Genomic DNA, 24926 nt, shown 5'->3' with positions numbered 1-24926 from the left:
CCGCGCCCGTGCGAGGACAGGCGCCGACGTCGGCGCCGGCCGTCTCCCGGTCGTCGGGGTCGCCCTCCGACTACGGGCGCCCTCCGCGGGCATCGGCGAGGACGAGCTCGTACGGCGACAGCGCCGCGATGGTCCCCGCCTCCCGGAGGCCCACGATGTGGTCGAGGATCGCTTCGAGATCCTTCACAGAGATCCTGCCATCTCTTCCCAGACGAGAGGGATGCAGCATCAGCTGCACGCCGCGCCGCTTCCGCACCGCGACGTCGATCCGGTGCAGGACCTCCTCGAGCGGGCGCGCGTCGATCGTGACGTGGGCGAGGCCGTCCCGCACCCGGCCGTCCAGGACGCGCTGCGTGGTGCCGGCGACGTGTCCCGAGACGACCGCGTGATGGGCGAGCATCGTCCGCCCCGCCGGCGAGGTCCATTCCGAGGGGTCGGCACCCTTCTCGAAGCCCCCGTACTGCTCCCCCGGCACCCCCGGAGGGTTGAAACCCCACACCCGGCCGGCGGCCGCAGGGATCTGCTCCTCGATCTCGGCGAGCGAGGTGACGATCTCGTCGTGGATCTCCGCCGGGGTGGTGACGCCGCGGTGCGACGCGGAATGGTTCCAGATCTCCACGTGACCGGCGCGGGCCCACCCGTCCACCTCGGCCGGCGAGACTCCCCGGTTCTCGGGGAGGTCCCAGTTCCGAGGGTTGTGCGCCTGCGCGACGGTGAGCCCGCGCGCGCTCGTCAGCGGCAGGACGTGTCGCGCGAAGTTCGCGAGCCCGTGGTCGCACCGCAGCGCGACGGCAGCGACTCCCCCGGTGTCCACGGGCCCGCCGAAGGCATGCTCGAACATCGTCCGGCGGATCTCGTGCTGGATCCACGCCTCGCCGACAGCGGGGATGGAGGCGTCCTCCGTCATCCCTGCGGACGTCCCGAGGGCCCGGGCCCCGGATCGGTCGCAGCCACGCCCTCGCGCAGGCCCCGCAGGCGCCATTCGCCCTGCTGCTCCTGTGCGGCCGCGTCCCGCACGTACTCCAGGTACTCCTGCGGCGGCGGCACCCGGTGCCCCGGCCCCAGGTAGGGCGTGTGGGAGGTGAGCCTCGAGGCGTTCGTCGAGCCCTCGAAGGCCTCCTGGAAGGGCAGGAAGTGGTCCTGGTAGTGCATGTCGTCGCCCGGGTTCTGGATCAGGACCACGTCCTGGTCGAAGCCGAGGCGTCGATAGCGCTCGATGAGGTCCATGCGCGGGGCGTTCACCGGATCGTCGGACACCGTCGTGCGCCCGAACAGGGCCCAGTGCGCGGTGTCCGCGATGCGGGGCACGTACCGGTCGATCTGGATCTGCGGGTTGAAGGACACCACGCGGGTCCCCTCGAGGTACGCGCCCAGCTGCAGAGCGGTGAACCCGCCCCCGGAGTTCCCCACCAGCAGGACCTTCTCCAGCCCCCGGTGACGGGCGTAGGCCTCGATCATGCGGGCGATCGCCTGGTGGAGGTCCACGTCCTCGTTCCCGACGTACCAGGAGAGCATCATGCGGGAGTCGAGGTCGAGGCTCGGGTCGGAGAAGAACATCACGGGCCCCAGGCCGAGCTGGGAGAGCGACCGCAGACGCTCGTAGCGGGGCATGGACAGACGCGACCTGTCCGTGGACCCGTGGAAGTAGACCGTGAGCACGTCCCCGGGGCCGTCGAGCAGGTACGTCGACGGCACGAGCTGGCCGAGGTCGACACTCCAGACCGAGGGCTCGGTGACGCCCTCGGGGAGCGCACCCGGATCCAGGGTGGTGCGCACGGGGACGGAGTAGGACGGCTGCACGAGATCCTGTCCCGCCCAGTCCACCAACGGGCTCCTGCGGACGTTGCCGACCAGGCGGTTGCCCTCGATCATCGCCGCGAGATCCGTGCCGGCGATGTCGATGAGCGCGGCGGCGAGGCCGTGGTCCCGCAGCCCTGTCACCCGCAGGTCCTCGGCGGCCTGGAGGAGCGTGCGCAGAGCCTGTTCGCGGGACGCGACGCTCTCCCCGGCCTCGCGGACCGCGTCCTTCGCGTCGTGGATGGCCCGCCGCACGGCCAGGCGCTGCTCGAGGGCCTCCTCCTCGGTCAGGGATCCGGCCGCGGCATAGGCGATCGTGCGCGTGATCGCCTCCTCGGGGTCGAGACCGGAGGGCACGATCGTCGAGAGCTCCGGCGTGACCACGAGGGTCTCGTCGAGCTGCTTGTCCGCGAGGTCGACCGTGAACTCCTTGCCCGAGTACGGGACCCTCCGGACACTGAACTTCTCGGGGTCCACGACGTCGGAGATGATCGCGATGGCGCGGGCGCTCGCGCCCTCCATCGGCACTCGCAGCCGCCAGGCGAAGCGGGTGCCGGACCCGTCGAGCAGCTCGTCGACGGTCTTCGCCTTCGAGGAGCCCGTCGAGGTGACGAGGGAGACGGTCTTCCCGTCGGCGTGGAGTCGGAACCCGTCCGGGACGACCTCCACCTCGACGTCGGGGGCGACGATCCACTGCTGCTGGGCCTGGAGCGGATCCCGGTGGCGGATCAGGTCGTCGACGACGACGTAGTTCCCCGTCCTCGCGTAGACCATGTGCCTCTGCCACTGCACCGCCAGGTGCAGCGAGGTCTTCACCACGAACCCGTCCAGACGGTCGTCGGCGTAGTGGCGCACCAGGTCGGCGCCGCCGAGGATCCGGTACCGGATGTCCTCGACGTGCACGATCGAATGCGCGTCGTCGCCGGCGGCCTCGGGGGCCACCGGATCGATGAGCCAGTCACGGCCCTGGGAGTGGTAGGTGATCCGCGCCGGATCGTGATGCGCCTCGCGGCCGCGCACCGGCCCGAGCAGCATGCTGACGTGGGTCTCCTCGCGGGCGTCGCGCTCGGTCTCGCCCCAGCCGCTGCGCAGCGAGACCAGACCCTCGGGGTCGACGTGGCGGATCGACTCCGGCGGCGAGCCCTCCTCGCCGCCGGTGACGACGTAGCGCATCTGCGAGCTCTCCGCCCCGGGGACCGGGTCCGGGAGCGCTCCGCCCATCGGGACGAGCGCGCCGTCGGGTCCCATGGCGGCGAGCCAGAAGTCCTCGGCGTGGAGCCTGGTGAACACCGGGGGGTCGGTGGGGACGTCGAGCGCTCGCAGCTCCGTCTCCCACTCCCCCGCGGTCTCCACGATGCCGGCGAGGTCCTCCGCCACGGCATAGCCGTTCTCGCGGAAGACCTCCTCGGCGGCCGCGACGGCGACCTCCCGGAGCTGCTCGTCGTCATCGCCCCGCCGTGCGCGCAGGGCGAGGTGGATCCGCAGGATCCGCAGGCGCTCCGCCGCCGTCGCCGCCTTCTCCTCGGATGCACCCAGCATCTCGAGGTGGCGCGGGATGGCCTCGATCGCCGCCGACCCGGCCGGCGCTCCCAGTGCGATCGCCACGCACCTCTGCTCGAACGGGATGAATCCCCAGGCGGCCGACTCCGGATCCTCGGCGGCGGACGACGCGGCCCAGGCCTCGAAGATCCGCAGCCAGGCGTCCTCCGCCCCGGGGCGATCGCTCCTCACGCGGCGCAGCACGTCCAGCCATCTGAGCGAGTGCAGGGCGAGGAGCTGGACCCGCGGGAGGTCCTCCGCGCGGTCGAAGACGCCGGGGTCGGTGACGTCGACGACGTCCTCGCCGAGCTTCAGGCTGCCGGCCAGCAGGGCGTCCGCGAGCCTGGCGTCCGCCGGGCGGGGCGCGAAGAAGCCCGTCGCCATCCGCTCGATCAGCTGGTCCCGGTTCATCACGCGCGCACCTCGCGGGCACGACGGTTCAGGTCGGCGACGTGCGAGTCGATCCGGTCGATCCACAGTGCGCGGTTGAGCCACGACTCGTGCACGGGGAGCGCCTCGTCCGTCCCGATGATGTCGAGGAATCCCTCGACCTTGTCCTGCTGGAGGAACTCGGGCCACAGGCGCGGGGAGCGGAACACCTCGTGGAAGTACTCCGGGTCCGTGTCGTACGTGGCCAGCTTGCGCTTCATGCTCCGCTTGGAGTCCGAGACCCCGGCCTTGTAGTAGCGGATCTGCGACCAGACCGGGAGAGCGCGCTTGACGATCTCGTCCGGGAAGATCTTGTCCACACGCTGCTGCGGCGTGAGATCGAAGCATGCCCGGATGTACGCCGGGCCCGAGAGCATGATCGCGGCCATGGACCCCAGGGCCTGGTTCCCCCAGCGCCGGAACTTCTCCGTGAGGTAGAGGTAGTCCAGGGACGCGATGTCAGGACGTCCGTGACGCACGGCGCGCTCGTAGTAGAAGTCGAAGATCCCCGTCATCGAGCCGTGCGCGAAGTCCGTGGCGAGGTTGCCGCGGAAGGCCCGCGCAGCGTGCGCGACGGGATTCTCGAGCTGCTCCACCTTCTCGAAGTCGCCCGGCCGCAGGTAGTAGTAGCCGTGCATGATCTCGCCCCCGACACCGCCGATGCTGAGGCCGGCCGAGCTGCCGGGGATCCTCGTGTTCGACTTGATGTTGGTGGGTGCCGCGTCGCCGTCCCACATGGCGAAGGCGTTCGCGAACCGCTCCTCGAGCGACATGGTGATCTGGCCCGGCGTCGGGATCATGATGTCGTGGGCGACCTCCTGACCCTCTCCGCTCTCGAAGGCAGCCATCAGCTCCTGGGCGATCTCGGCCTCGGCCTCGAGGGTCCCGAGGGTCTTGACCAGCGCGTTCCCGCCGCCGCTCAGCCAGATCGACGCCGTCATCCGTGAGTCCCTGCCCCCGCTGAGGTACAGGGCCGGCGTCTTCACGCTGAGGGCGTCGAGGTTGCGGGCGATGACGCGGGTCTGATCGACGACCCCGTCGAAGTCGGGCGCGTCGCTCCGCTGGCCGACGATCTCGGTCAGGTCGGTGTGCTCGGTGAACCCGACGCTCCCGTCCGCGCCGATGTCGAGGCACGCGGACTCCCGCAGCCGGCGGATGCCGCGGATGGGCGAGTCGTCGAGCATGAACCAGCCCGCGAGCACGTAGCGGCCCACGGCTTCCTTGTTGGTCTCCGCCGGCTCGTCCAGGAAGTGGGTGAGGATGCCGATGTGGTTCGAGGCCGCGACGAAGTCGTCGGTGATGACGTAGTAGCAGCGTCCCAGCCCGAGGGTGTCGGCCCAGACCCGGACCGAGCCGTCGGACGAGCGATGGATCCCGAAGTGGTTCGGGAGCAGACGCCCCATCTCCCCCCGTCGGACGGTCGGTGCGACGTCCTGCCAGTACGACTCCGCCGAGGTGTCGTGGTCCACGGGGATGGGGGGCTGGGAGACCGCGATGATCTCGGCCCCGTCCTCGTACCAGGTCGACGGGCGCCAGGCACCCGACATCCGGTCCGCGTTGAAGATCGCGACCCGCCCGTCGGTCCACTGGTGGTCCTCGGCCTCGCCGAAGATGGTCCGGGCGTCCTCGACCACGGCCTGGAAGAGACGCGGCATGCGATCGGCAGCTGCCTGATTCCTGGCGGCGCACACGAAGTTGATGTTCACGGCGGAGTGTCCTCTCGTCGCTGGCGGGGGGATGAAGTAGCCGCGCCTCAGGCGAGGCGGAGGCGCGTCTCGACCGACGCTCGGGTGTCGATGGGGAAGGTGAAGCCCAGGGACCAGGTCGGCTCCATCGAGCGGTCGTGGCGCGAGCGCCATCCCCTCATGGGGTCCTCCTGGCCGCGCACGGGCGTGATCAGCTCGCCCGGGCCGGTGATGACGAGCCGGGTGGTCTCGCCGTTGACCACGGAGACGAAGACGACCTCGTCCGTGGTGGTGTCCAGCTCGAAGTGCCCCGAGACGTTGAGCCAGAGGGTTCCCTCACGGGTCTCCGGGGCCTGGGAGAAGACCGAGTCCTTCAGGCGGAGCTCGCTGCCGGGGGTGTAGACCACCCGGCGACGATGGATGTAGTCGGCGTGGTGGACACGGGCGGAGAGGTCGAACACCCCGTCCTCGGTCCGCGTGCACTCACCCAGCGCGCTGCCGTAGGGCTTCCGCGTGCGCCGCTCCTGGTTGGCGCCGTCCATCATCAGGGTGTTGTGGGCCATCGTCCCTTCGACGTACCGGCGCTCGGGGGCGGCGTAGTAGAAGCCCTCCCGACGCAGCGGCGACTCCTGCGGCAGCAGATCGCCGTACCCGAAGCGTCCGCCGTCGGTGAGGATCTGCTGTCCGCGGTCGTACCAGACGACGTTGAGGTCGTCGGCATGCTTGTGCGCCCTGGAGTGGAAGGCCGCGCTGAAGGCGAGGTAGCCGCTCTCGGAGAGCTCCCCTGGCGCCGCCGGCTGCGGGGACCGCACGAAGGCGTACCCGCCCTCGTGGTACGCGGCGAGCTCCTCGGTGGGACGCTCTCCCTCCGCGCCGTCCGAGAGCAGGAACTGCGTCTGGGGGTCGATCGACCGGGCGTCGGGCTTGACGATGCGGGTCTCCGGGGAGTCCCCGAGCTGCACCAGGGTCCCGTCGGGCTGGATCATCCACCCGAGCACGTGCGCGGCACGCTCGACGCGGGCCTTCACGTCCGCGTCCTCGATCAGCGCGTCGTTGACCGCGAGCTCGAAGGAGTTCAGCAGCATCCGGTGGTAGTCCGGCGAATGCTCGAGGTGCACGCCGTCGGACGCGAACTGCGACTCCGCCATCTGGGCGAGGCGGGTGCGCCCCTCGCGCGCCGTGGCATCGGCCTCGGGGAACATCCAGGCGTACTTCGCGGCATGGATCTGGGAGACCGCCGTGTAGAAGCCGTGGTTGTTGTTCGGGTTGTAGGCACGGGACTGATGGAGCTCGTCGAGGTGCCAGGCGACGGCGTCGGCCAGCACGACGGCCTCGTTCCTGAGCTCCGGGACCCGTGCCGCGAACAGCGTCAGGGCGATCAGGCGCGGCGTCCGGAGGGACTGGGACATGTCGTACCAGGCCATCGGATCGTCCTCATCGTCCGCGACGCGGTGGATCTCGATCCAGTCCGCGGCGATGCGCACGGCCTCGTTCAGCCAGGTCACCTCGCCGCTCTCCTCGTACGCACGCAGCAGCGGGTCCATGAACTCCCACGCGTGCAGGTGGAATCCCCACGAGCGGTGCTCGTCGCCGTACTGCGCCCAGTCCTCGATCCGCGCGACGGGAACGGGCTCGAAGCTCGCGAACTTCCACCCCTCCTGCAGGATCGACTCAGCGCTCTGACGGTTGTCCTGGATGGTGAACCATCCCTTGAGAGCGGGCAGCTCCGCGGTCGCGAGCTTCTCGAGCAGCTCCCCGGAGTTGACGCCCCGGGCGTCGAGAGCGAGCTCCGCCTCGAGGTGCGGCTTCTCCTCGCCGTCGTACCCCAGCTTCTTGTAGATGCGGTAGTACTCGTTCACGTTCCTGTCCCAGGTGCGGTGGTTGCGGACCCAGCGGGCAGCACGGTCCCCGAGGGCACGACGCCGCTCGGGATCCTCGATCAGCGCCACGATCTTCTGCGAGAGGTCGTCGGGCGACCCTGCGCGGAAGGTCTCCACCGCGCGGGACTGATCGGCGATCTCCTGCAGCGCGCCCACGTCCGAGAGGATCACCGAACGGCCGGTGGAGAAGGCCTCGAAGGGCTTGAGCGGCGTGACCAGGTCCGCCACCCGCGACTTCTTCCTGGGCACCACGAACAGGTCGATCAGACCGTAGTAGCGCAGGATGTCCTCGTGCGGGACACGGCCGGTGAAGTGGACGTTCTCGATCCCGTGCTTCTCGGCATGGGCCTTGAGCGTCTCGAGGTAGTCCCCGTCGCCGACCAGCAGGAGGCACATGGGGGCGTCCGTCTGGGCCGTCGCGAGGTGGTAGCCGTCCATCAGGGTGTCGATGCCCTCGTACTCCACGATCGAGGAGATGTAGCCGACCACGACCGCGTCCTCGGGCAGTCCGAGCTCGGCCGCCAGCTCGGCATCCTTCTCCTGGAGCGGGAAGTTCTCGGACTCGACCGCGTTGGGGACGATCGAGACGTCCTCCGGCGCGATACCGCCCTTGGCGGACTCGAGGATGTGGTCGCGCATGACCTCGGCGAGGGTGAAGACGTGGTCCGGCAGCAGCCGCGACACCTCCTCCGCGTGCTTGCGCAGACCGTAGGCCGCGGGCTCGCCGTAGACGCTGAACATGGTCTCGGCACCGGCGCCCCAGCTGTTGGCCGTGATCGTGCGCGAGAGCCACGACTCCTCCCAGAAGCCCCGCGACTCGTAGATCGTCGGGATTCCGAACTTCTTCCCGACGGCGCTGACGATCAGCGCGTTGAAGAAGTCGGACTGCGCGTGCAGGACACTGGGACGCACCTGCTGGACCAGCTCGGCCAGGGCGACCATGTTCAGGCGCAGCCACTCGTCCACGAGCATCGTGTTGCGCGCGGGACCGGGCAGCAGGAAATAGTCGATGCCCTGATGGGTGTAGTGCTCGATCTGCTCGACGTCCCGCTCGGTGATCCCCGCCTGGCCGACGATCGCCACCGGAAGCCCCTGTCGGGCCTGGGCGAGCGCCGTGTACTGCGTGCGCAGCGTGTATCCGGTCTGCGTGTCCGGCAGGACGCGCCCGACCATGTGCAGGATCGGTCCCTCGGGGTCGTACGCGCTGCCGTCGGGCAGGTCCGCCGTCACCAGCGAGGGCCGGGAGAAGAGCTCGATCTCGTGATGGATCTTGGCCGCGGCATTGGCGTCATTCTCGCCCCGCGTCTTCTCGTGCACCATCTCGACGACCGTGGAGGCGAGGTCCCAGTACCCGGCCCGCCGGTAGAACCTGTAGAGGGCCCGGAGGGTGGTGAGACTCTGCAGCTCGAGCACGTCGAAGCTCTCGATGAGCGGACGCAGCTGCAGGAGCTCGCCGCGCTTCACGTAATCGGTGAAGAGCCGTGCGGCCTGGGACTTCGTCAGCAGCGCCTTCGGATCGCGGCCGAGCTGGATGGCCGACTCGAAGGAGTTGCGGACGTTGGTCCTGGTGGTGGCGCGCAGCTCCTTCACATCGCCCTCGACGGCATCGAGGTACCCGGCGGGCACGCGGGCACGGAGCGTCCGGACGTCCTTCCCGACCGATGCGGTGCGCTTCTTCCCGGCCTCGATCTTCTCGCCGTGACCGGAGAGGGTCTCAGCCTGGCCGGTGATGCGGGCATCATCGTCGGTGAGGCGGGCGTCGTGGTCGGTGAGGTGCGTGTCGTGCTCGACGAGCCTCGCGTCGTGGTTCTCCACGCTCCCGGCGAGATCCGATGCTCGCGACTCCAGGTTCTTCGTGCGGGTCGCCAGGCGATCGGTCGACGCCGCGAAGCGTCCGCCGACCTTCACCACGAAGAGGCCGGCAGCGATCACGAAGGCGATCCCGACCACTCCCGCGATGATGGCGATCAGCCACGACCCGAGCCCGGCCGCCACCGTCATCAGCACCAGGGTGAGGATCGCCCACACACCTCCGAGGGCCACAGCACCACGCAGTCTCGTCCTCATCGGGCACCTCCGTCGTTCCACATGTCGATGACCACGGTCGTCCTCCTCGTTCGCACGGCGCTCAGGAAGCCTGGCCGGTGAAGTCGGCCGGCCGCGCGGCGTCGAAGAACTTCCAGCGGATGGCCTCCACGGTGCGCTCGGCGGCCGCGCCGTCACCGTAGGGGTTCACGGCGTTGGCCATGCCCTTGTACGCCTCGGTCGAGTCGAGGAGCAGGGAGACCTCGTCCACCAGGCGCTGGCGCTGGGTGCCGATGAGCTTGACCGTCCCGGCCACGACGGCCTCGGGACGCTCGGTGTTCTCGCGCATGACGAGCACCGGCTTGCCCAGGCTCGGGGCCTCCTCCTGCACGCCGCCGGAGTCCGTGAGGACGATGTCGGCGAGGCTCAGGGCACGCGTGAACTCCGCGTACGCGAGGGGCTCGATCAGCAGCACGTTGTCCAGGTCCTCCACGGCGGGCCGGATCGCGGAGCGGACCTCGGGGTTCTTGTGGATCGGGAACACCACGGTGAGGTCCGGGTACGTGCGAGCGATCTCGGCGATGGCGGCGCCGATGTCGTCCATGGCCGAGCCGAGGTTCTCGCGTCGGTGCGCCGTCACCAGCAGGATGCGACCGGCGGAACCGGCCTTCACCGCCTTCTGCAGCTCCTCGAGGCGTTCGTCCTCGAAGTGCACCTCGAGGTTGGAGGTCGCGAACATCAGGGTGTCGATCACCGAGTTCCCGGTGACGACGATGTCGTTCTCGCTGATGTCCTCGCGGGTGAGGTTGGACTTCGAGGTCTCCGTCGGCGCCAGGTGGAGCGCGGTGATCTGACTGGTGAGCTTGCGGTTCGCCTCTTCGGGGAACGGCGAGTTGATGTCGCCGGAGCGCAGGCCGGCCTCGAGGTGGATCACCGGGATCTGACGGTTGAACGACGCGACGGCCGCCCCCATCACCGTGGAGGTGTCGCCCTGGACGATCACGGCATCGGGCTTCTCGTGGTCGAGGATCTCGTCCACGCCGGAGATGACCTTGGCGACGATCCCGTTGAGCGTCTGGCCGCTGCTCATGATGTCGAGGTCGTGGTCGGGGACGATCTCGAACATGGTGTTCACCTGATCGAGCATCTCGCGATGCTGCCCGGTCACGACGGTAATGCTCTCGAGATCGTCGGCGGCTTCGATGGCCTTGATGATCGGGGCGACCTTGATCGCCTCGGGGCGGGTGCCGTAGATGGTCATGATGCGGAGCGACATGGTTCTCCTAGTGCTGGGGAGGCAGGGGGTGGGGGTGTGTCGTTCGGTCGGTCAGGGAGCCGTGGTGTCGGACCGTCGGCCACCGCGGTGGCCTCTCGGGGGTTTTCGCGCATGTCGTGGGGTCCAGTGGAGCTCGTTGGAGCCTCGCTCGAACTGGCGTCGGTCCTCGGTCTGCTCCCAGCCCTCGCGCCGGGCATCGAGGAGCAGTCCGTTGGCCTTCGAGGTGTCGCCCTGTGCGAGGTTGTGGGCGAACCAGCGGTACTTGCGCGCCACCTCCACGGCGTCGCCGTCGAGGATGACCTGGCCGCGTTCCATCCAGATGGCGCGTGAGCACATGTTCTCGATGGTCTGGGCCGCGTGGCTGACGAGGAACACCGTTCCCGCGCGCTCCAGGAGCTCGTCCATCGCACGCTTCGAGCGCTCCATGAACGCGGCGTCACCCGTCGAGAGCGCCTCGTCGATCATCAGGATCTCCGGGCTGGCCGCGAGCGAGATCGCGAACTTCAGGCGGGCCGCCATGCCGGAGGAGTAGGTGCGCATCGGGAGGTCGATCGCATCGCCGAGCGCCGACAGCTCCACGACTCCGTCGAAGGCGGCGTCGGCCTGCTCCGGGGTCAGCCCGATCGCCAGCGCGCCGAGCTTGACGTTCTGCGCGCCGGTCAGCTCCGGCAACAGAGCTGCGTTGACACCCAGGAGGGACGGGTTCGCCGAGGTGAGCACGGTCCCGGAGCTGGGTGCTTCCAGACCGGCGAGTGTGCGCAGGAGCGTGGACTTCCCGGACCCGTTGCGGCCGATGATGCCGATGAACTCTCCGGAGCGGGCGGTGAAGGACACGCCGCGGACGGCGCCGACGGAGATCTTCTGGGTCCGGCGGAGCCGGCTGAGAGCCCCGCTCCCCCGCGTCCGGTTGGTGCGCTTCACGGTGTAGCGGACCTTCAGGTCGCGGGCGACCACCGTCAGGGGCGAGTGCTCGGGGGCCACCCAGCGCTCGCCCTGCTCGTCGGGGGACGTGGACTCTGCCGCTGCCGTGGCCTCAGCGCTTCTCGTCGCCATACGTCGCCTCCCCTCGCCAGAAGAACAGGAATCCCACGATCAACAGTCCCACGGCCCATGCCCCGAGCACGACCCATGACCTCAGCTCGGGCACGGCCCCGTCCATCAGGGCCACGCGGTACATGTGGACCAGCTGGTAGATGGGGTTCGCGTGGATGATCGCGGCGAAGACCGGGTGGTCGAAGAAGCGTTCGATCGGGAAGATGACGCCCGAGCCGTACATGAGGAACCGCGAGATCACGGTCATCGCCTGCGAGACGTCGGGCAGGACGTACCCGATCCGCGCGAAGAGGAACGAGATCCCGAGGTTGAGCAGGGACTGCAGGGCGAAGATCGGCACGATCAGCAACCATGTGACCTGGGGCAGCTCGTGCTTGGGCAGGACGATGATCATCGCCAGCATCACGGCGACGGTGATGACCATCTGCATCGCGTCCCGGATCTCCGCCGAGATCGGAAGCGCAGCGCGTGGGAACGAGAACGCCCTGATCATCGCCTTGTTGGAGCGCAGGATGCCCGGCCCCTGGCTGATGCTCCGCGAGGTCGAGCGGAACATCATCACGCCGATGATGATGTAGGCCGCGAAATTGTCGATCCCGCGGTGCGCATCGAGGATCACCCCGAAGATCAGGAAGTACATCGCGGCGTCGAGCAGCGGCCGCAGGACCAACCACAGGTTGCCGAGAAGGTTCGAGCTGTTCTGGGTGGCCACGCGGTGGCGCGAGTCCATCCAGACGAAGTGTCGCCGCTCCCACAGCTCCGAGAGGTAGCGGGTCATCCTCGGCCGCACTCCGATCGGGCCGAGATGCGAGGCATCCATGCCCTCGGCCTCGAGGGAGCGCAGGATCTGCGGCACGGTGTCGGCGTCAGCGCGCATCGTCTGCTCCTCTCGGGTCGGGAACCAGTCGGCGGTAGGCCGCCTCATATCGTCTCACCTGCGCACCCCACGTCCTTCGGGCGGCCAGGGCTCGTCCTTCGGCGACGCGTCGCCCGGTGGCCCCGGGATCTCTCCACAGCGTCGTGATCGCCTCCGCGAGCTGCGGTGGGCTCTCGGGCGGGACGAGCAGTGCGCAGACGTCGCCCCCGTCCGTGCGCGCGACCTCGCGCAGCGCCGGGAGATCGCTGAGGATCAATGGGCGGGCCAGGGCGAGCGCCTCGACGGGCTTCTGCGGCGTGACCCACTGGGTGACCGTCAGGTCGCGGCGAGGGACGACGACGGCATCGAGGGCCTGGACCCAGTCGGGCGCCGCCGACGCGGGGACCCTCCCCGGGAAGAGCACGCGGCCGCCGATCCGGAGCTCCCGGGCGAGGGCTCGCAGGGCGGGTGCCGCGGCGCCGTCACCGGCGATGACAACGTGCAGAGTGCTGCGCAGGGCCTCGGGTGCGGTCTCGTCCTCGAGGATGCGGGCGACCGCGCGCAGGAGCGTGTCGAAACCCTCGTAGTCCACGAGCGCGCTCACCGAGCCCACGACGAAGGCGCCGCCCGGCAGGGACAGGCCGACGTCGCGCCGCGCCGTCGCGGTGTCCGAGTCGTGGTGCAGCAGGTCCTCGGTGATCCCGTTGGGCATCAGCAGGATGCCCTCGGGATCGACGCCCCGGCGTGCGAGCTCGTCGGCCATGGTCCGGCTGAGCGTCACCACCTGGTCGGCCTGCCGGGCGAGCTCGGCCTCGCGGGCCGCGACCAGCTGCGCCTTCTCGGACTCCGCGGCGCGCCGGCGGTTCTCGGCCGTGGAATGGGAGGCGATCCAGGTCTGCTCCATGAGACCGCGGACCTCGAAGACCCACGGGATGCCGGTCGCCTCGCTGACCGCCTGGGCGACCAGGGCGTTGCGGTAGTCGGTGGTCGCGTGGATGACGTCGGGCCGGAAGGAGGCGACGACGTCCATCGCGGCGTCGGCCTCCTGCTGCAGGCGTGCCTGCGAGGTAGCACCGAGGGACCGGGGCAGGCTGCGGCGGTACGTCACGCCGTCGACGACGTCGTACTGCCGGGCACCGGCTCTTCCCACCATCACCGGGTAGCCGGTGCGGGTCAGCGCGACGGACCGCACCCCGAGCGAGCGCAGGGAGCCGAGGATGCGGTGGCTGCGCAGGGAGTAGCCCGACTGCGTGTGAGGAAGGGAGTTCGTCAGCAGGTGCAAGACCCTGAGCTCACCCTCGGGGTCACGGTCGCCCTCCGGCGTCGTCAGAGATCGTGAGGAAGCGCGCGGGGGATCCAACCGGAAGCCGGGCTGCAGCAGCTCGAGCTCGCTGCGCAGCCGCCGCGCCTGCGTGCCCTCGCCCTCTCCCTCGCGCTCGAGGATGCCCAGGGCCCCCTGGAGGTCGCCCTCGTGCCAGTTGGCGCGGGCCCGGGTCGCCGGTGGCGCCGCCGCATCCACGAGATCCGTCCGGTCCAGCAGGATCGCGACCTCGTAGCCGAGTCGCGCGCTCGTCGCCGCGGCGCGTGACGCGCTCTGCCCGGCGAGGTCGGATCGTCCGGTCATCAGTGCACCGAGAGCGGCCAGCCCCTCGCCGCGGCGCGTCCCCCCGGCGGCGGCGTGCAGGGCCCGGCCGGCGCGGACGCGGACGCCGGGCGGCAGGCGCCGGCTGATCTGGACCGCCAGCAGGGCTGGATCGTCCTGGAGGTGCTGCCACGCGGACTCGGCGAGGAGACGAAGGTTCCCCGCGAGGCGAGAAGCAGTGGCCACGGGCACGTGAGGGCCTTTCGGGCTGGGGACGAGGGACGAGCGAGAACTCGGCGAGAGCGCCGGGAACGGTATGTCAGGACGGCCTTCGAGCACCACGTCGCGTGGCGGCGACCGAGTGCTCGGCCGATGGGACCCGGGGATCGGGCCCCACGGATTCTAGTCAGGCAGATCAGCTCGCCGATGTCTCCATCTCTGAGTGGAAGGCCACTCTCCTCGGCGCGCCTCCCGACCAGCCACGCACGACGGTCCGAACAGCCCACACGCAGCGATGATGCCCTGTTCGCCAACTCACACCCCACCCTGCCGAGGGGTCCGGGGCGCCGTTCTGCGTAGACCTGTCGGATCGTTCCGAAGATGCCCGATCTGCCCTGGTCCGCGGGGGCCCTGTGGACGCATCGCGGTCGCGATCCGGGTGGGCCGGACGGGCGCGATAGCCTCCCAGCGACCACCACGCCCGGCCCCCACCCGGGCCATGACGAGGAGTGCCCCCGTGACTGCAGTGTTCGGCCTGTCCCTCATCGGCGCCTTCTGCCTCATCGGCATGGCGCTGCGCCGGTGGATCCCGTCCCTGCGCCGGAACATGGTCCCCGCCTTCGTGCTCGCGGGCTTCCTCGGGGCGATCGCCATGAACGTGGGGCTGTCCGGCCTCGTGGACGGCGTGGACCACAGCCTGTTCACGACGCTCACGAGCGAGCTGTTCACCCTCTCCTTCATCTCGATCGGTCTCACACCCCCGCCCGCGACCGACGCGGAGGATCAGGGACGCGCCCGCAAGGTGCTGCTGAAGGGCGCGTGGACGATGGGGCTGACGTGGACCTTCGTCTTCGCCGTCCAGGCCCTGATCGGCGTCGGCACCGTCGCTGCGACCGGTCGTTTCGGCGGCATGGATGCGGTCTACGGGTTCATGGTGCCCTTCGCGTTCGCCCAGGGCCCGGGGCAGGCGGTCACGTTCGCGACGATCTTCGAGCAGCAGGGGTGGGGTCACGCGGTGGACGTGGGGCTCGCCTTCGCCGCGGCCGGGTTCGCCGCCGCCTTCCTGGTGGGTGTGCCGCTCGCCAAGTGGGGCATGGGCAGGGGGCTCGCCCGCCACTCGATGGGCATCTCGGACTCCGTGGCCAAGGGCTACTTCCGTCGTGACGAGGAGGGGGACTCGATCGGCTCCGAGACGACCTTCTCCGGCAACATCGACACCCTAACCTTCCACCTGGCCCTGATGGGGGTCTCCTACGTCCTCGCCCACGGTCTCGCCTGGGTCCTCGCCTTCATCCCCGGCTTCGTGGGCGAGACCATGAGCGGGATGATGTTCATGAACGGCCTGCTCGCCGCCTACGTGGTGCGCTGGTCGCTGGGGAGGCTGGGTCTCGCCCATCTCACCGACCGGCAGCTGCAGGCCAAGATCACCGGCTTCGCGACCGACTACGTGGTCGTCGCCTCCTTCATGGCCGTCCAGGCCGCGGTGGTCGCCGCGTGGCTCGTGCCGATCCTGGTGACGTGTGTGATCGCCACGGTCGTGACCGTGGTCCTCGCGTTCGTGCTCGGGCAGCGCTACGGCAGCGACCACGACTTCGAGCGCACGATGGGGATGTACGGCACCCTCACCGGTACCACGCCCACCGGTCTCGCCCTGGTGCGCATCCTCGACCCGCGCATGCGCACCACGACCATGGCCGAGATGGGGCTGATGAACCTTCCGGAGATGCTCTACATCCCGGCCATGCTCACGATCTCCGCCGCCTTCGCCGGGCAGTTCGGTCTCTGGGCGGCGATCGGGATCATGGCCGCGCTGACCGTCGCCTACTTCGTGATCATGCTGCTCACCCGCAGCATCGGTCGGCGCACATGGTCGCTCGCCGGCCCTCTCCCCGTGCCCGGGACGAGCACGCCGGAAGCATCGGCTGCCCGATCGGTCGGCTCCACCGATCCCGTCTGACCGCCCCGGCCCCGGAGCACGTCCCCGGAGCTCCACCCCGCGCCCGACCCGCCTCGCCTCCCCTCGGAAGGACCCTTGCATGAGCACGCTGTACCACTCCGGCCGCATCCTCACGATGATCGATCAGGACGACGCTCCCGAGGCCGTGCTGGTGCAGGACGGCCTGATCGCCGGGGTGGGGGCTCTCGAGGACCTCCGCGCCCTCGACGCCGACGCCGAGCAGGTGGATCTGGCCGGGCGCACGCTCATGCCCTCCTTCATCGACTCCCACGGTCACCTGCTGCAGCACGGGCTGCTCTCGGTCCTCGTGGACCTCGAGCACGCGCGCAGCATCGCCGACGTGGTCGCCGCCTTCCGTACGCGCCTCGCCGAGCGCGACCCGGCGGACCGATCCCCTCTGATCGGTGCGAAGTACGACCCCGCGACGCTGGCCGAGGGACGGCACCCCACGCGCGACGACCTCGACGCGGTCTCCACCCAGCTGCCCGTCTTCGCGCTGCACCGCAGCATGCACGTGGCTGTGGGCAACTCGGTCCTGGTCGAGGGTGCGGGCCTCGAGACGACGACCCCTGATCCGGAGGGCGGCCGCTACGGGCGTCGGCCCGACGGCAGCCCCGACGGGTACGTCGAGGAGCATCCTGCGATGGCGTCGCTGCTGGCCGTCCTGGATCCCGAGGGGACCGGCGGACTGGTGCCCGGGCCCTCCGACCCCGCGACGGCCGTGCGTCTCGCCACCGAGGACTACCTGCGACACGGCATCACGACCGCCCAGGAGGGTGCGGCCGATCCCACCACCGTGAGCTCCCTCGTGGAGGCGGCGCAGCAGGACCTGCTCGATCTGGACCTCGTCGTCTACCCCCTCGTGGGATGGGGAGCGCAGGCCTTCGTCGACCACGAGGACTTCACCGACGACTATCTGGGCAGGCTCCGCCTGGGCGGCTACAAGATGATCCTCGACGGCTCGCCGCAGGCCCGATCCGCCTGGATGAGCGCGCCCTACGAGCCGGTGCCCGGCGATCCCGAGCCGGGATGCGCCTATCCGATCCACCCGCCCGAGGAGGTCGAGGAGCACGCCCGTGCGGTCGCCCGGGAGGGGCGTCAGCTGATCGTGCACTGCAACGGGGACGCCGCGGCCGAGCTCTGGGTCGCCACCGTGCAGAAGGTCGGGGCGGAGTCCCCCGCCCTGCTGGACGCCCGGCCCGTGATGATCCACGCCCAGACCGTCCGCGACGACCAGCTGGACCGCATGGCGGAGCTGGGGATGATCGCCTCGATCTTCTCGTGCCACTCGTGGTTCTGGGGCGACGTGCACATGCGCAACTTCGGGCCCTCGCGCGGCCGTCGGATCTCCCCCGCCCGCTCGGCCCTGGACCGTGGCGTGCGCGTCACCCTGCACCAGGACTCCCCGGTGACCCCGCCGGACATGCTGCTGACGATCTGGGCGGCGGTGAACAGGATCAGCCGCAGCGGAGCGCCCATCGGCCTCGAGCAGCGCATCTCCACCTGGGAGGCGCTGCGGGCGGTCACCGCCGAGGCCGCGTACCAGTACGGCGAGGAGGACTCCAAGGGCCTGATCCGCACGGGTATGCGTGCCGATCTGGTGGTGCTCTCGGGCGACCCGCTGGCCACCGCTCCGCAGGACCTCCGAGACCTCGAGGTGGTGACCACCATCAAGGACGGGCGGGTCGTGTTCGAGCGCTAGGAGCCGCGGACCCGCTCGAGGATCCGCAGGTACTCACGGGCCAGGACGTCGTCGCTCGCGTTCTCCTGCACCCAGTCCCGTCCGGAGGCGCGCACCGCGACCCGGGTGCGGTCTGCCTGCATTCCCTGCCACAGCGTCATCAGGGCGTCGATGTCCTCCGGGGGCACCACGTCGCCCGCACCGGACTCGCGCACCACGTCGGCGGCCTCCCCGTCGACCAGAGCGGTGACGTGGCGCCCGGTGGCCAGGAGCTCGTAGAGCTTCGAGGGGACGGTCCAGGTGAAGGGCTCCCAGTCGCGCAGCGACACCAGCACGGTGTCCGCCCACGCATACTGCTCGCTGACGTCACCGTGCGGGATCCGTCCCCTGATCTCCACCGGGGCGTCCAGCACGCGCACGAGCTCGGCCAGATGATCCCGTTCGGCGCCGTGCCCCACCAGGCGGAGGCGGATCGGGACGCCGCGGGCGTGCAGCCGTGCCGCCGCCCGCACCACGGTCTCCAGACCCTGCGAGCGCCCCATGTTCCCCAGGTACAGGCAGCGCAGCTCCTCGTGGTCCGGGACGTGATCACGCTGCGGGCGCACCACGTCGAGGTCGGCGCCGTTGCGGACCACGTCCACCCGCGCGATCCCCCGCTCCCGGAGGACGTGGGCGAACCGGGCCGTCGTCGTCACCACCTGCTGGGCATCGCGCTGCCAGGCGGAGACCAGCAGATGCACCTCGGTCTTGACGAGCCCGATCAGTCGGCGGGCTGCGGATCGGCGCCCCGACGCCGGCGCGGTGTCGGCCGATGCCACGCCCTCGCGCCGCACGGTGGCGCCCACGTGGGTGACGAGGTCCGGCCAGGCATCGCGCATTTCCACGACCAGCGGGACCCGCCAGAGCCGGGAGAGCACCGTGCCTGCGAGGAGGCTGTCGATCGCCGGCGCGGTCGCGATCACGACGTCCGGACGCGTACCGCGGCGTGAGAAGCGCCGCAGGGCGCGCAGCATGCCGTCCATCGCGGCCAGGGCGTGGTCGGCGCTGCGGGTGACGATGTCGCCGTGGTGGGCGAGGAACCGCGTGCGCACGATGGTCTCGCCGTGCGCGCCGCGCTCGACCGTGCCTGCTCGGTGACGGCGCCCCTGTTCGGCGCTGGGCCGACCGGCGGGATAGTGCGGGACGGGTGTCACCACGGTGACCTGATGCCCGGCGGCGATGAAGCGCCCCACCAGGGCGGACCAGCGCCGCTGGGGCGCGCCGTACTCCGGTGGGTAGTAGTGGCTGATCAGAAGGATTCTCATGCGTTTCCGGCTCGGGGGGTGGGGAGGCGCACAGGCCGTGCGCACGCAGGGTTCACGCGGGGACCTGCGACGATGCGCAGGTTCGGGGATTCCGGGCCCGCCCAGGGTAGCGCTCTCATCGAGCACGCAGAAGATGGTGCCCTCACACGTGCGAGCACCATCGCGGCCCCTCCCGTACAGTCGGGGCGACCATCTCCTCCCCGACCGTGAGAGGCTTCATGAGCGAGGACCTGGACATCTTCTCCGCCGACGAGACGGGGGCTGCTGCGCGCCCTCCGCGCCGGCGACGGCGCGTCGCCCTGATCGCTCTGCTGGTGGTGCTCGCGCTGGTGATCGCCGCAGGCGTAGTCGTCGGCCGCTACTTCTACTCCCTCGACCACGCCTACCAGAAGCACTCCGTGGTGAGCCTGGACCACGGGCCGTCGGACGACGAGCGCACCGGCAAGGGGCAGAACATCCTGCTGCTGGGATCGGACAAGCGCAGCGGCGAGGAAGCCGAGAAGTCCGGAGTGAGCGGTCAGCGCTCGGACACGATGATGCTCGTGCACATCCCCGAGGACGGCTCCGAGGCGTACATCGTCTCCTTCCCGCGCGACCTCTACGTCCCGATCCCGGGGCACGGGAAGGACCGCATTAACTCGGCGCTGGCCTACGGCGGTCTGCCACTCGCCGTGAACACCGTCGAGGACTACACCGACGCCCCCATCGACCACGTCGCCCTGATCGACTTCGACGGCATCCAGGGCCTGGTCGACACCCTGGGCGGCGTGGACGTCACCGTCCCGGAGACCTTCGAGCAGAAGGGCGTGACCTTCACCGAGGGCGAGCAGCACGTGGACGGCAAGGAGGCGCTGATCTTCGCCCGCGAGCGCAAGGCGTTCTCAGACGGGGACTTCCAGCGCAACCGCGACCAGCAGGAGCTGCTGAAGGCGATCGCCGGGAAGCTCATCAGCAAGGACACGCTCTCCTCCCCGACAAAGATGAAGAACTCCGTCGAGGCGCTCTCGCCCTACCTCACCACCGACGACGGCCTGACCACCCGTCAGCTCGTGAACCTGGGGCTGTCGAACCGGAACCTCCGGAGCAGCGATCTGCACTTCCTCGCGGCTCCGCACGGCGGGCCGACCACCGGCGCGGGTGGCGCGAGCGTCGTCTCGACCGACGAGAAGGCCATGGACGGTCTCCGGGACGCCCTGAAGAACGACAGCATGGAGGAGTACGCGGCCGAGAACGGCTGAGCCCGCGGACCGCACAAGCTCGCCACCTGATCGCGTCAAGCGCCATTCGGCCACCGCTGCGATCTGCAAGAGTGCAGGCATGTCGTTCTCCACCGTGCCTCGCGCTCTCTATCGCGCGCTGACCTCGCCCCATGACGGGCACGCGGGGAAGCAGGTGGTCTTTCTCGGCTACGTGATCGGGATCAGCTTTCTGCTGGCGGCCGTCGACCTCCAACTCGTTCTCAGCCCCGAGTACCTTCTCGGAATCGCGGCTCTCACCGCGCTGACGGCTGTAGCCGGTTTCCTGCGTCCGCGTCTAAAGAGCACGAGCAACCTGTGGATGACGCTGCCGATCGCCGACATCTTGGCGGTGGCGCTGCTCCGCGATGTGTTCCGGGTCGAGGCCGCTACGGTCACCCTGCTCTCCTTCGCCCCGGTGCTGTGGGCGGCCTATTGCTGGCGCTACGTCGGCGCGGTTCGGGCCTCACTGGCCCTGACGCTCTCGTTCGCGGCCTCGACCACGATTCGCGAGCTTCCTGCGATCGATGGAACTGTTCTCGTGCGCTGCGCGATCCTCCTACTCGCCACGTTGCAGGTCAGCCTGCTCGTCGCCCTGGCAACGACCAGGGCGACGCAGGAGAGAGCCCGGTCCGAGAAGGCACTGCGCGAGAGGACCGAGCTGTTGCACACCACTACCGGGCAGAAACAACTGCTCCAGAACGTCATCGACAGTCTGTCTGTCGGGATCGTCATCGTCGACAAAGACGGGCACGACGTCCTGATGAACAGTGTCCAGAAGAAGTTGCACGTTCTCGCGGTGCCGGAGGGAGATCCGGATCCTCCCGAAGATCGGCTCCTCGTGCGATACCCGGAGTCCTCGACACCGATCCCGCCGGACTCGCGGCCGGTACGGCGCGCCGTCGAACGGGAGACCTTCACCAACTACGTGGTGGCGCTCGGCCCTGTGAGCGGACCGAACCGCACGCTGACAACGAGTGCGCGTCAGATCGTCGACGTGAACGGAGCCCGGGACGGTGCGGTTATCGTCTTCTCCGACGTGACGGACTTCGTGGACGGAGCGCGTCGACAGCAGCAGCGCACGGCCAACGTCTCGCACGAGATGAGGACGCCGTTGACCTCGATCCTGGGCTACCTCGACCTCACCTTGGAATCACCGGACCTCGACACACAGACGAGGAACTACCTCGAGGTGGCCGATCGGAACGCGGAGCAGATGCTGAACTACGTCGAGGACTTGCTGTCGGGCCTTGCCGAAGCACGTGAGGACCGCGCCCTCGATGCTCGGCCTACGCCACTCGGCATACTGGTACGAGATGCCTGTGAGGCGCTGCTCCCCCGGGCCGCGGGAGGTGAGGTCGAGCTTCGCTGCACGATCGAGTCAGAGGCTTCGATCCTGCTCGATCCTCCCCGGATGACGCAGGTCCTAAACAACCTGATCTCGAACGCGATCAAGTACACCCTCCCCGGCGGCAGCATCGACGTGCGCGTCCATGAGGTGCCGGGAGCGCTCGAGGTGCAGGTGTCCGATACGGGTATCGGCATGGCTCCGGACGAGCAGGCGAACCTTTTCATGGAGTACTACCGGACGTCGGCGGTCGCAGAGGGCCACATCCCCGGCTACGGGTTGGGTCTCTCGATTGCCCAGCGCATCGTGCGAGCGCATGGGGGCCAGATCAGCGTCCGCTCCACCGAGGGGAAAGGCTCCACGTTCACCGTCCAGCTGCCGCGAGAGAACCTGTTCCTGGCCGGAGCGTGAGTTCGTCCGCAGGGCACGCGCGATGATCGCAACTGCCATCACCTGGCTGCGCGTATCGACCACTCATCGCACGCTGCAGCCCCGGTGCCAGTAGGCTACTGAGCAGTAGCTCACCGGCCGTTGACGGCCGACGGACCCCGTCGTCGAGGTCCGCGCACATCAGTGAAAGCGAGCCCTGCGTGCGCACACTTCTGACCCTTCTGCTGGCCGTCGTCTTCGGCGCATCGGCCCTGTTCGTCTTCGGGATCTCCGGGGTGTTCAGCCCGTTTGGTCACCAACTCTGGTGGGACGTCGCTGTCCTCGTCCTCTCTCTCGTCGCCGCATGCGCTCTCACCTACGTCGCGCTGCTACTGGTGACCTTCCTGCGGGAAATGCGGCATCCGCGAAACACCCCCGGCGATCCGGAGACTCTCCAATGGCACCTCCTCGTCCCGTGCCGCGACGAGGAGAACGTGATCGCCGAGACCATCTCGGCAGCCCGGTCATCCTTCGCTGATGTCCATGTGTGGGTCATCGACGACGCGAGCGAAGACGCCACGGCCGAGGTCGTCCGCGGTCTGATGGTCTTCGAGGACCACGTGCATCTGATCTCACGCGTCGCTCCGGACGCACGAACCGGCAAGGGCGATGCGCTGAACGCCGCCTACCGCATCGTGTCGGACCATGTCGGCGGCACGGGCGAGCAGCGGCACAGCACGGTGATCGGAGTTCTCGACGCCGACGGTTACCTCTCCGATAACGCTCTGACGATGCTCGCCGGCCCCCAGGCTTTCGGCGACACCGAGGTCGGTGCCGTGCAGCTCGAGGTCTGGATGAAGAACCGGGGCGATCGCCGACCTCGACCGACTGACGGGCGATGGCGAAATGCCATCGGCCGTTTCCTCGTGCGCATGCAGGATCTCGAGTTCCGCACGACGAACTCGGCAATGCAGGTGCTGCGCACACGGACCGGAACCGTGGGAATGGGCGGGAACGGCCAGTTCACCCGGCTCACCGTGCTCGACGCTCTCGCCGAACAGCGCGGCAAGCCGTGGGGGAAGAAGCTCTCGGAGGACTACGAACTCGGCCTGAACATCCTGCAGATGGGCATGCACAACCACTACATCCGCGAAGCCCATGTTTCACAGGAGGCACTGCCGTTCACCCGACGGCTCATCACGCAGCGCACGCGATGGGCTCAGGGGAACATGGAATGTGCCTCCGCACTTCCGGGACTGCGCCGCAGTGGTCATCTGAGCGCCGGCGGGCTGCTCGAGATCCACTACTTCATGCTCCAGCCGCTCGTGATGATGGTGAACCTGATCCTCACGCCGCTCTTGGTGATCTACGGCGTTCTGCAGCAGGCGGCAGGGTTCTGGTCGTCCTCGACCCTGTTGGTCGCCGTGCTCGCCGTCGTGTTCTATCTGGTCCTGCCCTACGCGATCTGGGGAGCGGTGTACCGCAGGGCCACAGACAAGGAGGTCTCCCGCCTGCTCGCCCTTGCGCTGGGTCTGTGCAACCTCGTGTACGTCTACCTGACCTACGTCTACTACGCGCGTGCTGCCTGGCGCGCGGTCACCGGACGCACCGGCTGGTCGAAGACCCGTCGAAATGCCGATGGCCGCACACCCGTCACCGTCGAGCTCGGTGCAGAGCTCGAAGCCCTGCCACTCATCCTCGTCGAACAGATGGAGGAGCTCTCGGAGCAGTTGGAAGGCCGCTCAGACCTCAGCATCGACTTCGTCTCCAGTTGGGCAGTCAACTGGCCTGCGCGTTTGGCCGCCCTCGAGCGCTCGGTAGCCGCTGAGGACCTCGCGCGCACACGAGACGCGATCGGCAGCATCCGTGTCTCTTCCGCGATGGTCGGAGCCGCACGCCTCGAACGCGCCGCCATGGACCTAGAGGCCGAGATCGAACGGGGCGATGTCGAGGCCACGCTCGCACGACTGCCCGCGGTCACGGCCATCGGCAACGACACGGTCACCACGCTGCGCAAGGAGGTCTCGGTCCGCCGCGAGCTGCTGCAGACCCAATACTCCGGCGCGCCGGACATCATGCAGACGCAGATGGTTCCTGTCCGTCGTCCGTGACACCTCGGGCGACGACGCGGCGGAGATCTTCGCGCAGTCGGAGCGGGCGGAAGGGCTTCGTGAGGTACTCATCCGCACCTGCTTCGAGTCCGAGCTGCGCGTCTCGTGCCTGCGACCTCGCACTGAGCAGCACGATCGTGCCCGAGACCGCCGTCCGTGCACGACGCACCACCTCGTAGCCCTCCATGTCGGGCAAACCGACATCGACGAGCGCCAGGTCCGGAGGCGCGTCGGTCAGCAGCGCGATCCCCTCGCGCCCCGTCGCAGCCGACGACACCTCGTATCCCTCCTGTCCGAGCACCACCTCGAGCAATCGGCGAATGTCGTCATCGTCCTCGATGATCGTTGCTGTCCCCACCATGCTGATATTCCTCCCCGAAGAGGGCGCGATCTGTGAGCCCCCGATAACAGGCTAGGGGATGGCCCTGCTCAGGAGCACCAGGCATCGCGATCCCGTTCTCCTTCAGGACCCCACGTCCAGCCCCCGTTCCGCGACAGGGGTGGACCCTTCGGCACTGACGGGGGTGCCCCCGTCTACGCTGGACGGCGCATCGGCGAGCTGCACGGCAGCAGCGCCTCC

15 protein-coding genes are annotated in these 24926 nt (G+C 69.3%); 5 read left to right on the top strand and 10 right to left on the bottom strand.

Features of this window, described 5'->3' with window-relative positions; all coding sequences use genetic code 11:
• Positions 1-70: 70 nt before the first annotated feature.
• From DEO23_RS05655 to DEO23_RS05620, 8 genes are all read right to left on the bottom strand, one after another.
• Positions 71-907 carry a polysaccharide deacetylase family protein gene (locus DEO23_RS05655; RefSeq protein ID WP_109275048.1) on the bottom strand — a complete coding sequence of 279 codons (837 nt, stop codon included), beginning with the start codon at positions 905-907 and terminating at the stop codon, positions 71-73.
• A complete protein-coding gene (locus DEO23_RS05650) occupies positions 904-3747 on the bottom strand; it encodes a hypothetical protein (protein ID WP_109275047.1) in 2844 nt (947 codons plus the stop codon). The genes DEO23_RS05655 and DEO23_RS05650 overlap by 4 nt, the downstream gene beginning before the upstream one ends.
• The gene (locus tag DEO23_RS05645) at positions 3747-5471 is read right to left on the bottom strand and encodes a hypothetical protein (protein ID WP_109275046.1); all 1725 of its coding nucleotides are present in this window, start codon (positions 5469-5471) and stop codon (positions 3747-3749) included. Before DEO23_RS05645 ends, DEO23_RS05650 begins: the two co-directional genes overlap by 1 nt.
• 47 nt (positions 5472-5518) lie before the next feature.
• A complete protein-coding gene (locus tag DEO23_RS05640; protein WP_109275045.1) occupies positions 5519-9397 on the bottom strand; it encodes a glycosyltransferase in 3879 nt (1292 codons plus the stop codon).
• Between the two features lie 61 nt (positions 9398-9458).
• Positions 9459-10631 (bottom strand): non-hydrolyzing UDP-N-acetylglucosamine 2-epimerase, encoded by a 1173-nt coding sequence (gene wecB, locus DEO23_RS05635; RefSeq protein WP_109275044.1) that lies wholly within the window; start codon positions 10629-10631, stop codon positions 9459-9461.
• A 51-nt stretch (positions 10632-10682) separates the two neighbouring features.
• A complete protein-coding gene (locus DEO23_RS05630) occupies positions 10683-11684 on the bottom strand; it encodes an ABC transporter ATP-binding protein (protein ID WP_109275043.1) in 1002 nt (333 codons plus the stop codon).
• Positions 11665-12561: an ABC transporter permease gene (locus tag DEO23_RS05625; RefSeq protein WP_109275042.1), complete on the bottom strand. Its 897-nt coding sequence runs from the start codon at positions 12559-12561 to the stop codon at positions 11665-11667. Before DEO23_RS05625 ends, DEO23_RS05630 begins: the two co-directional genes overlap by 20 nt.
• Entirely contained in the window at positions 12551-14368 is a 1818-nt protein-coding gene (locus tag DEO23_RS05620) for a glycosyltransferase (RefSeq protein WP_109275041.1), read from the bottom strand. The genes DEO23_RS05625 and DEO23_RS05620 overlap by 11 nt, the downstream gene beginning before the upstream one ends.
• 490 nt (positions 14369-14858) lie before the next feature.
• Between DEO23_RS05620 and DEO23_RS05615 the strand changes: the two genes are divergently transcribed.
• On the top strand, positions 14859-16298 hold the full coding sequence (locus DEO23_RS05615) for a sodium/glutamate symporter (protein WP_165831739.1): 1440 nt from the start codon (positions 14859-14861) through the stop codon (positions 16296-16298).
• 79 nt (positions 16299-16377) lie between these two features.
• Complete coding sequence (locus tag DEO23_RS05610; protein WP_109275039.1) at positions 16378-18000, top strand: amidohydrolase; 1623 nt, start codon at positions 16378-16380, stop codon at positions 17998-18000.
• Here DEO23_RS05610 and DEO23_RS05605 read toward each other — a convergent pair.
• Positions 17997-19283 (bottom strand): glycosyltransferase family 4 protein, encoded by a 1287-nt coding sequence (locus tag DEO23_RS05605; RefSeq protein WP_109275038.1) that lies wholly within the window; start codon positions 19281-19283, stop codon positions 17997-17999. The two genes, DEO23_RS05610 and DEO23_RS05605, sit on opposite strands and share 4 nt — an antisense overlap.
• 218 nt (positions 19284-19501) lie before the next feature.
• Between DEO23_RS05605 and DEO23_RS05600 the strand changes: the two genes are divergently transcribed.
• The 3 genes from DEO23_RS05600 to DEO23_RS05590 all read left to right on the top strand — a co-directional run bounded on the left by DEO23_RS05600 (position 19502) and on the right by DEO23_RS05590 (position 24346).
• Positions 19502-20521 (top strand): LCP family protein, encoded by a 1020-nt coding sequence (locus DEO23_RS05600; protein ID WP_109275037.1) that lies wholly within the window; start codon positions 19502-19504, stop codon positions 20519-20521.
• 79 nt (positions 20522-20600) lie between these two features.
• The gene (locus DEO23_RS05595) at positions 20601-22277 is read left to right on the top strand and encodes a sensor histidine kinase (protein ID WP_109275036.1); all 1677 of its coding nucleotides are present in this window, start codon (positions 20601-20603) and stop codon (positions 22275-22277) included.
• Positions 22278-22456: 179 nt separating this feature from the next.
• Positions 22457-24346: a glycosyltransferase gene (locus DEO23_RS05590; RefSeq protein WP_109275035.1), complete on the top strand. Its 1890-nt coding sequence runs from the start codon at positions 22457-22459 to the stop codon at positions 24344-24346.
• On the opposite strand, the gene DEO23_RS05585 is transcribed toward DEO23_RS05590, so the two are convergent.
• Positions 24309-24707, bottom strand: a complete 399-nt coding sequence (locus DEO23_RS05585) for a response regulator transcription factor (RefSeq protein ID WP_240613234.1) — start codon at positions 24705-24707, stop codon at positions 24309-24311. The genes DEO23_RS05590 and DEO23_RS05585 overlap by 38 nt on opposite strands.
• Between the last annotated feature and the right edge of the window lie 219 nt (positions 24708-24926).

Origin of the sequence: Brachybacterium endophyticum, from assembly GCF_003130585.1 — a bacterium.
Lineage (GTDB): Bacteria > Actinomycetota > Actinomycetes > Actinomycetales > Dermabacteraceae > Brachybacterium > Brachybacterium endophyticum.
This window is presented reverse-complemented; position numbering and strand designations above follow the sequence as displayed.

What these genes read in the sequence shown, in the direction of transcription:
- DEO23_RS05655 (WP_109275048.1), bottom strand. Translation starts at nt 907, where the DNA reads ATGACGGAGGACGCCTCCATCCCCGCTGTCGGCGAGGCGTGGATCCAG.
- DEO23_RS05650 (WP_109275047.1), bottom strand. Translation starts at nt 3,747, where the DNA reads ATGAACCGGGACCAGCTGATCGAGCGGATGGCGACGGGCTTCTTCGCG.
- DEO23_RS05640 (WP_109275045.1), bottom strand. Translation starts at nt 9,397, where the DNA reads ATGAGGACGAGACTGCGTGGTGCTGTGGCCCTCGGAGGTGTGTGGGCG.
- wecB (WP_109275044.1), bottom strand. Translation starts at nt 10,631, where the DNA reads ATGTCGCTCCGCATCATGACCATCTACGGCACCCGCCCCGAGGCGATC.
- DEO23_RS05630 (WP_109275043.1), bottom strand. Translation starts at nt 11,684, where the DNA reads ATGGCGACGAGAAGCGCTGAGGCCACGGCAGCGGCAGAGTCCACGTCC.
- DEO23_RS05625 (WP_109275042.1), bottom strand. Translation starts at nt 12,561, where the DNA reads ATGCGCGCTGACGCCGACACCGTGCCGCAGATCCTGCGCTCCCTCGAG.
- DEO23_RS05610 (WP_109275039.1), top strand. Translation starts at nt 16,378, where the DNA reads ATGAGCACGCTGTACCACTCCGGCCGCATCCTCACGATGATCGATCAG.
- DEO23_RS05605 (WP_109275038.1), bottom strand. Translation starts at nt 19,283, where the DNA reads ATGAGAATCCTTCTGATCAGCCACTACTACCCACCGGAGTACGGCGCG.
- DEO23_RS05600 (WP_109275037.1), top strand. Translation starts at nt 19,502, where the DNA reads ATGAGCGAGGACCTGGACATCTTCTCCGCCGACGAGACGGGGGCTGCT.
- DEO23_RS05595 (WP_109275036.1), top strand. Translation starts at nt 20,601, where the DNA reads ATGTCGTTCTCCACCGTGCCTCGCGCTCTCTATCGCGCGCTGACCTCG.
- DEO23_RS05585 (WP_240613234.1), bottom strand. Translation starts at nt 24,707, where the DNA reads ATGGTGGGGACAGCAACGATCATCGAGGACGATGACGACATTCGCCGA.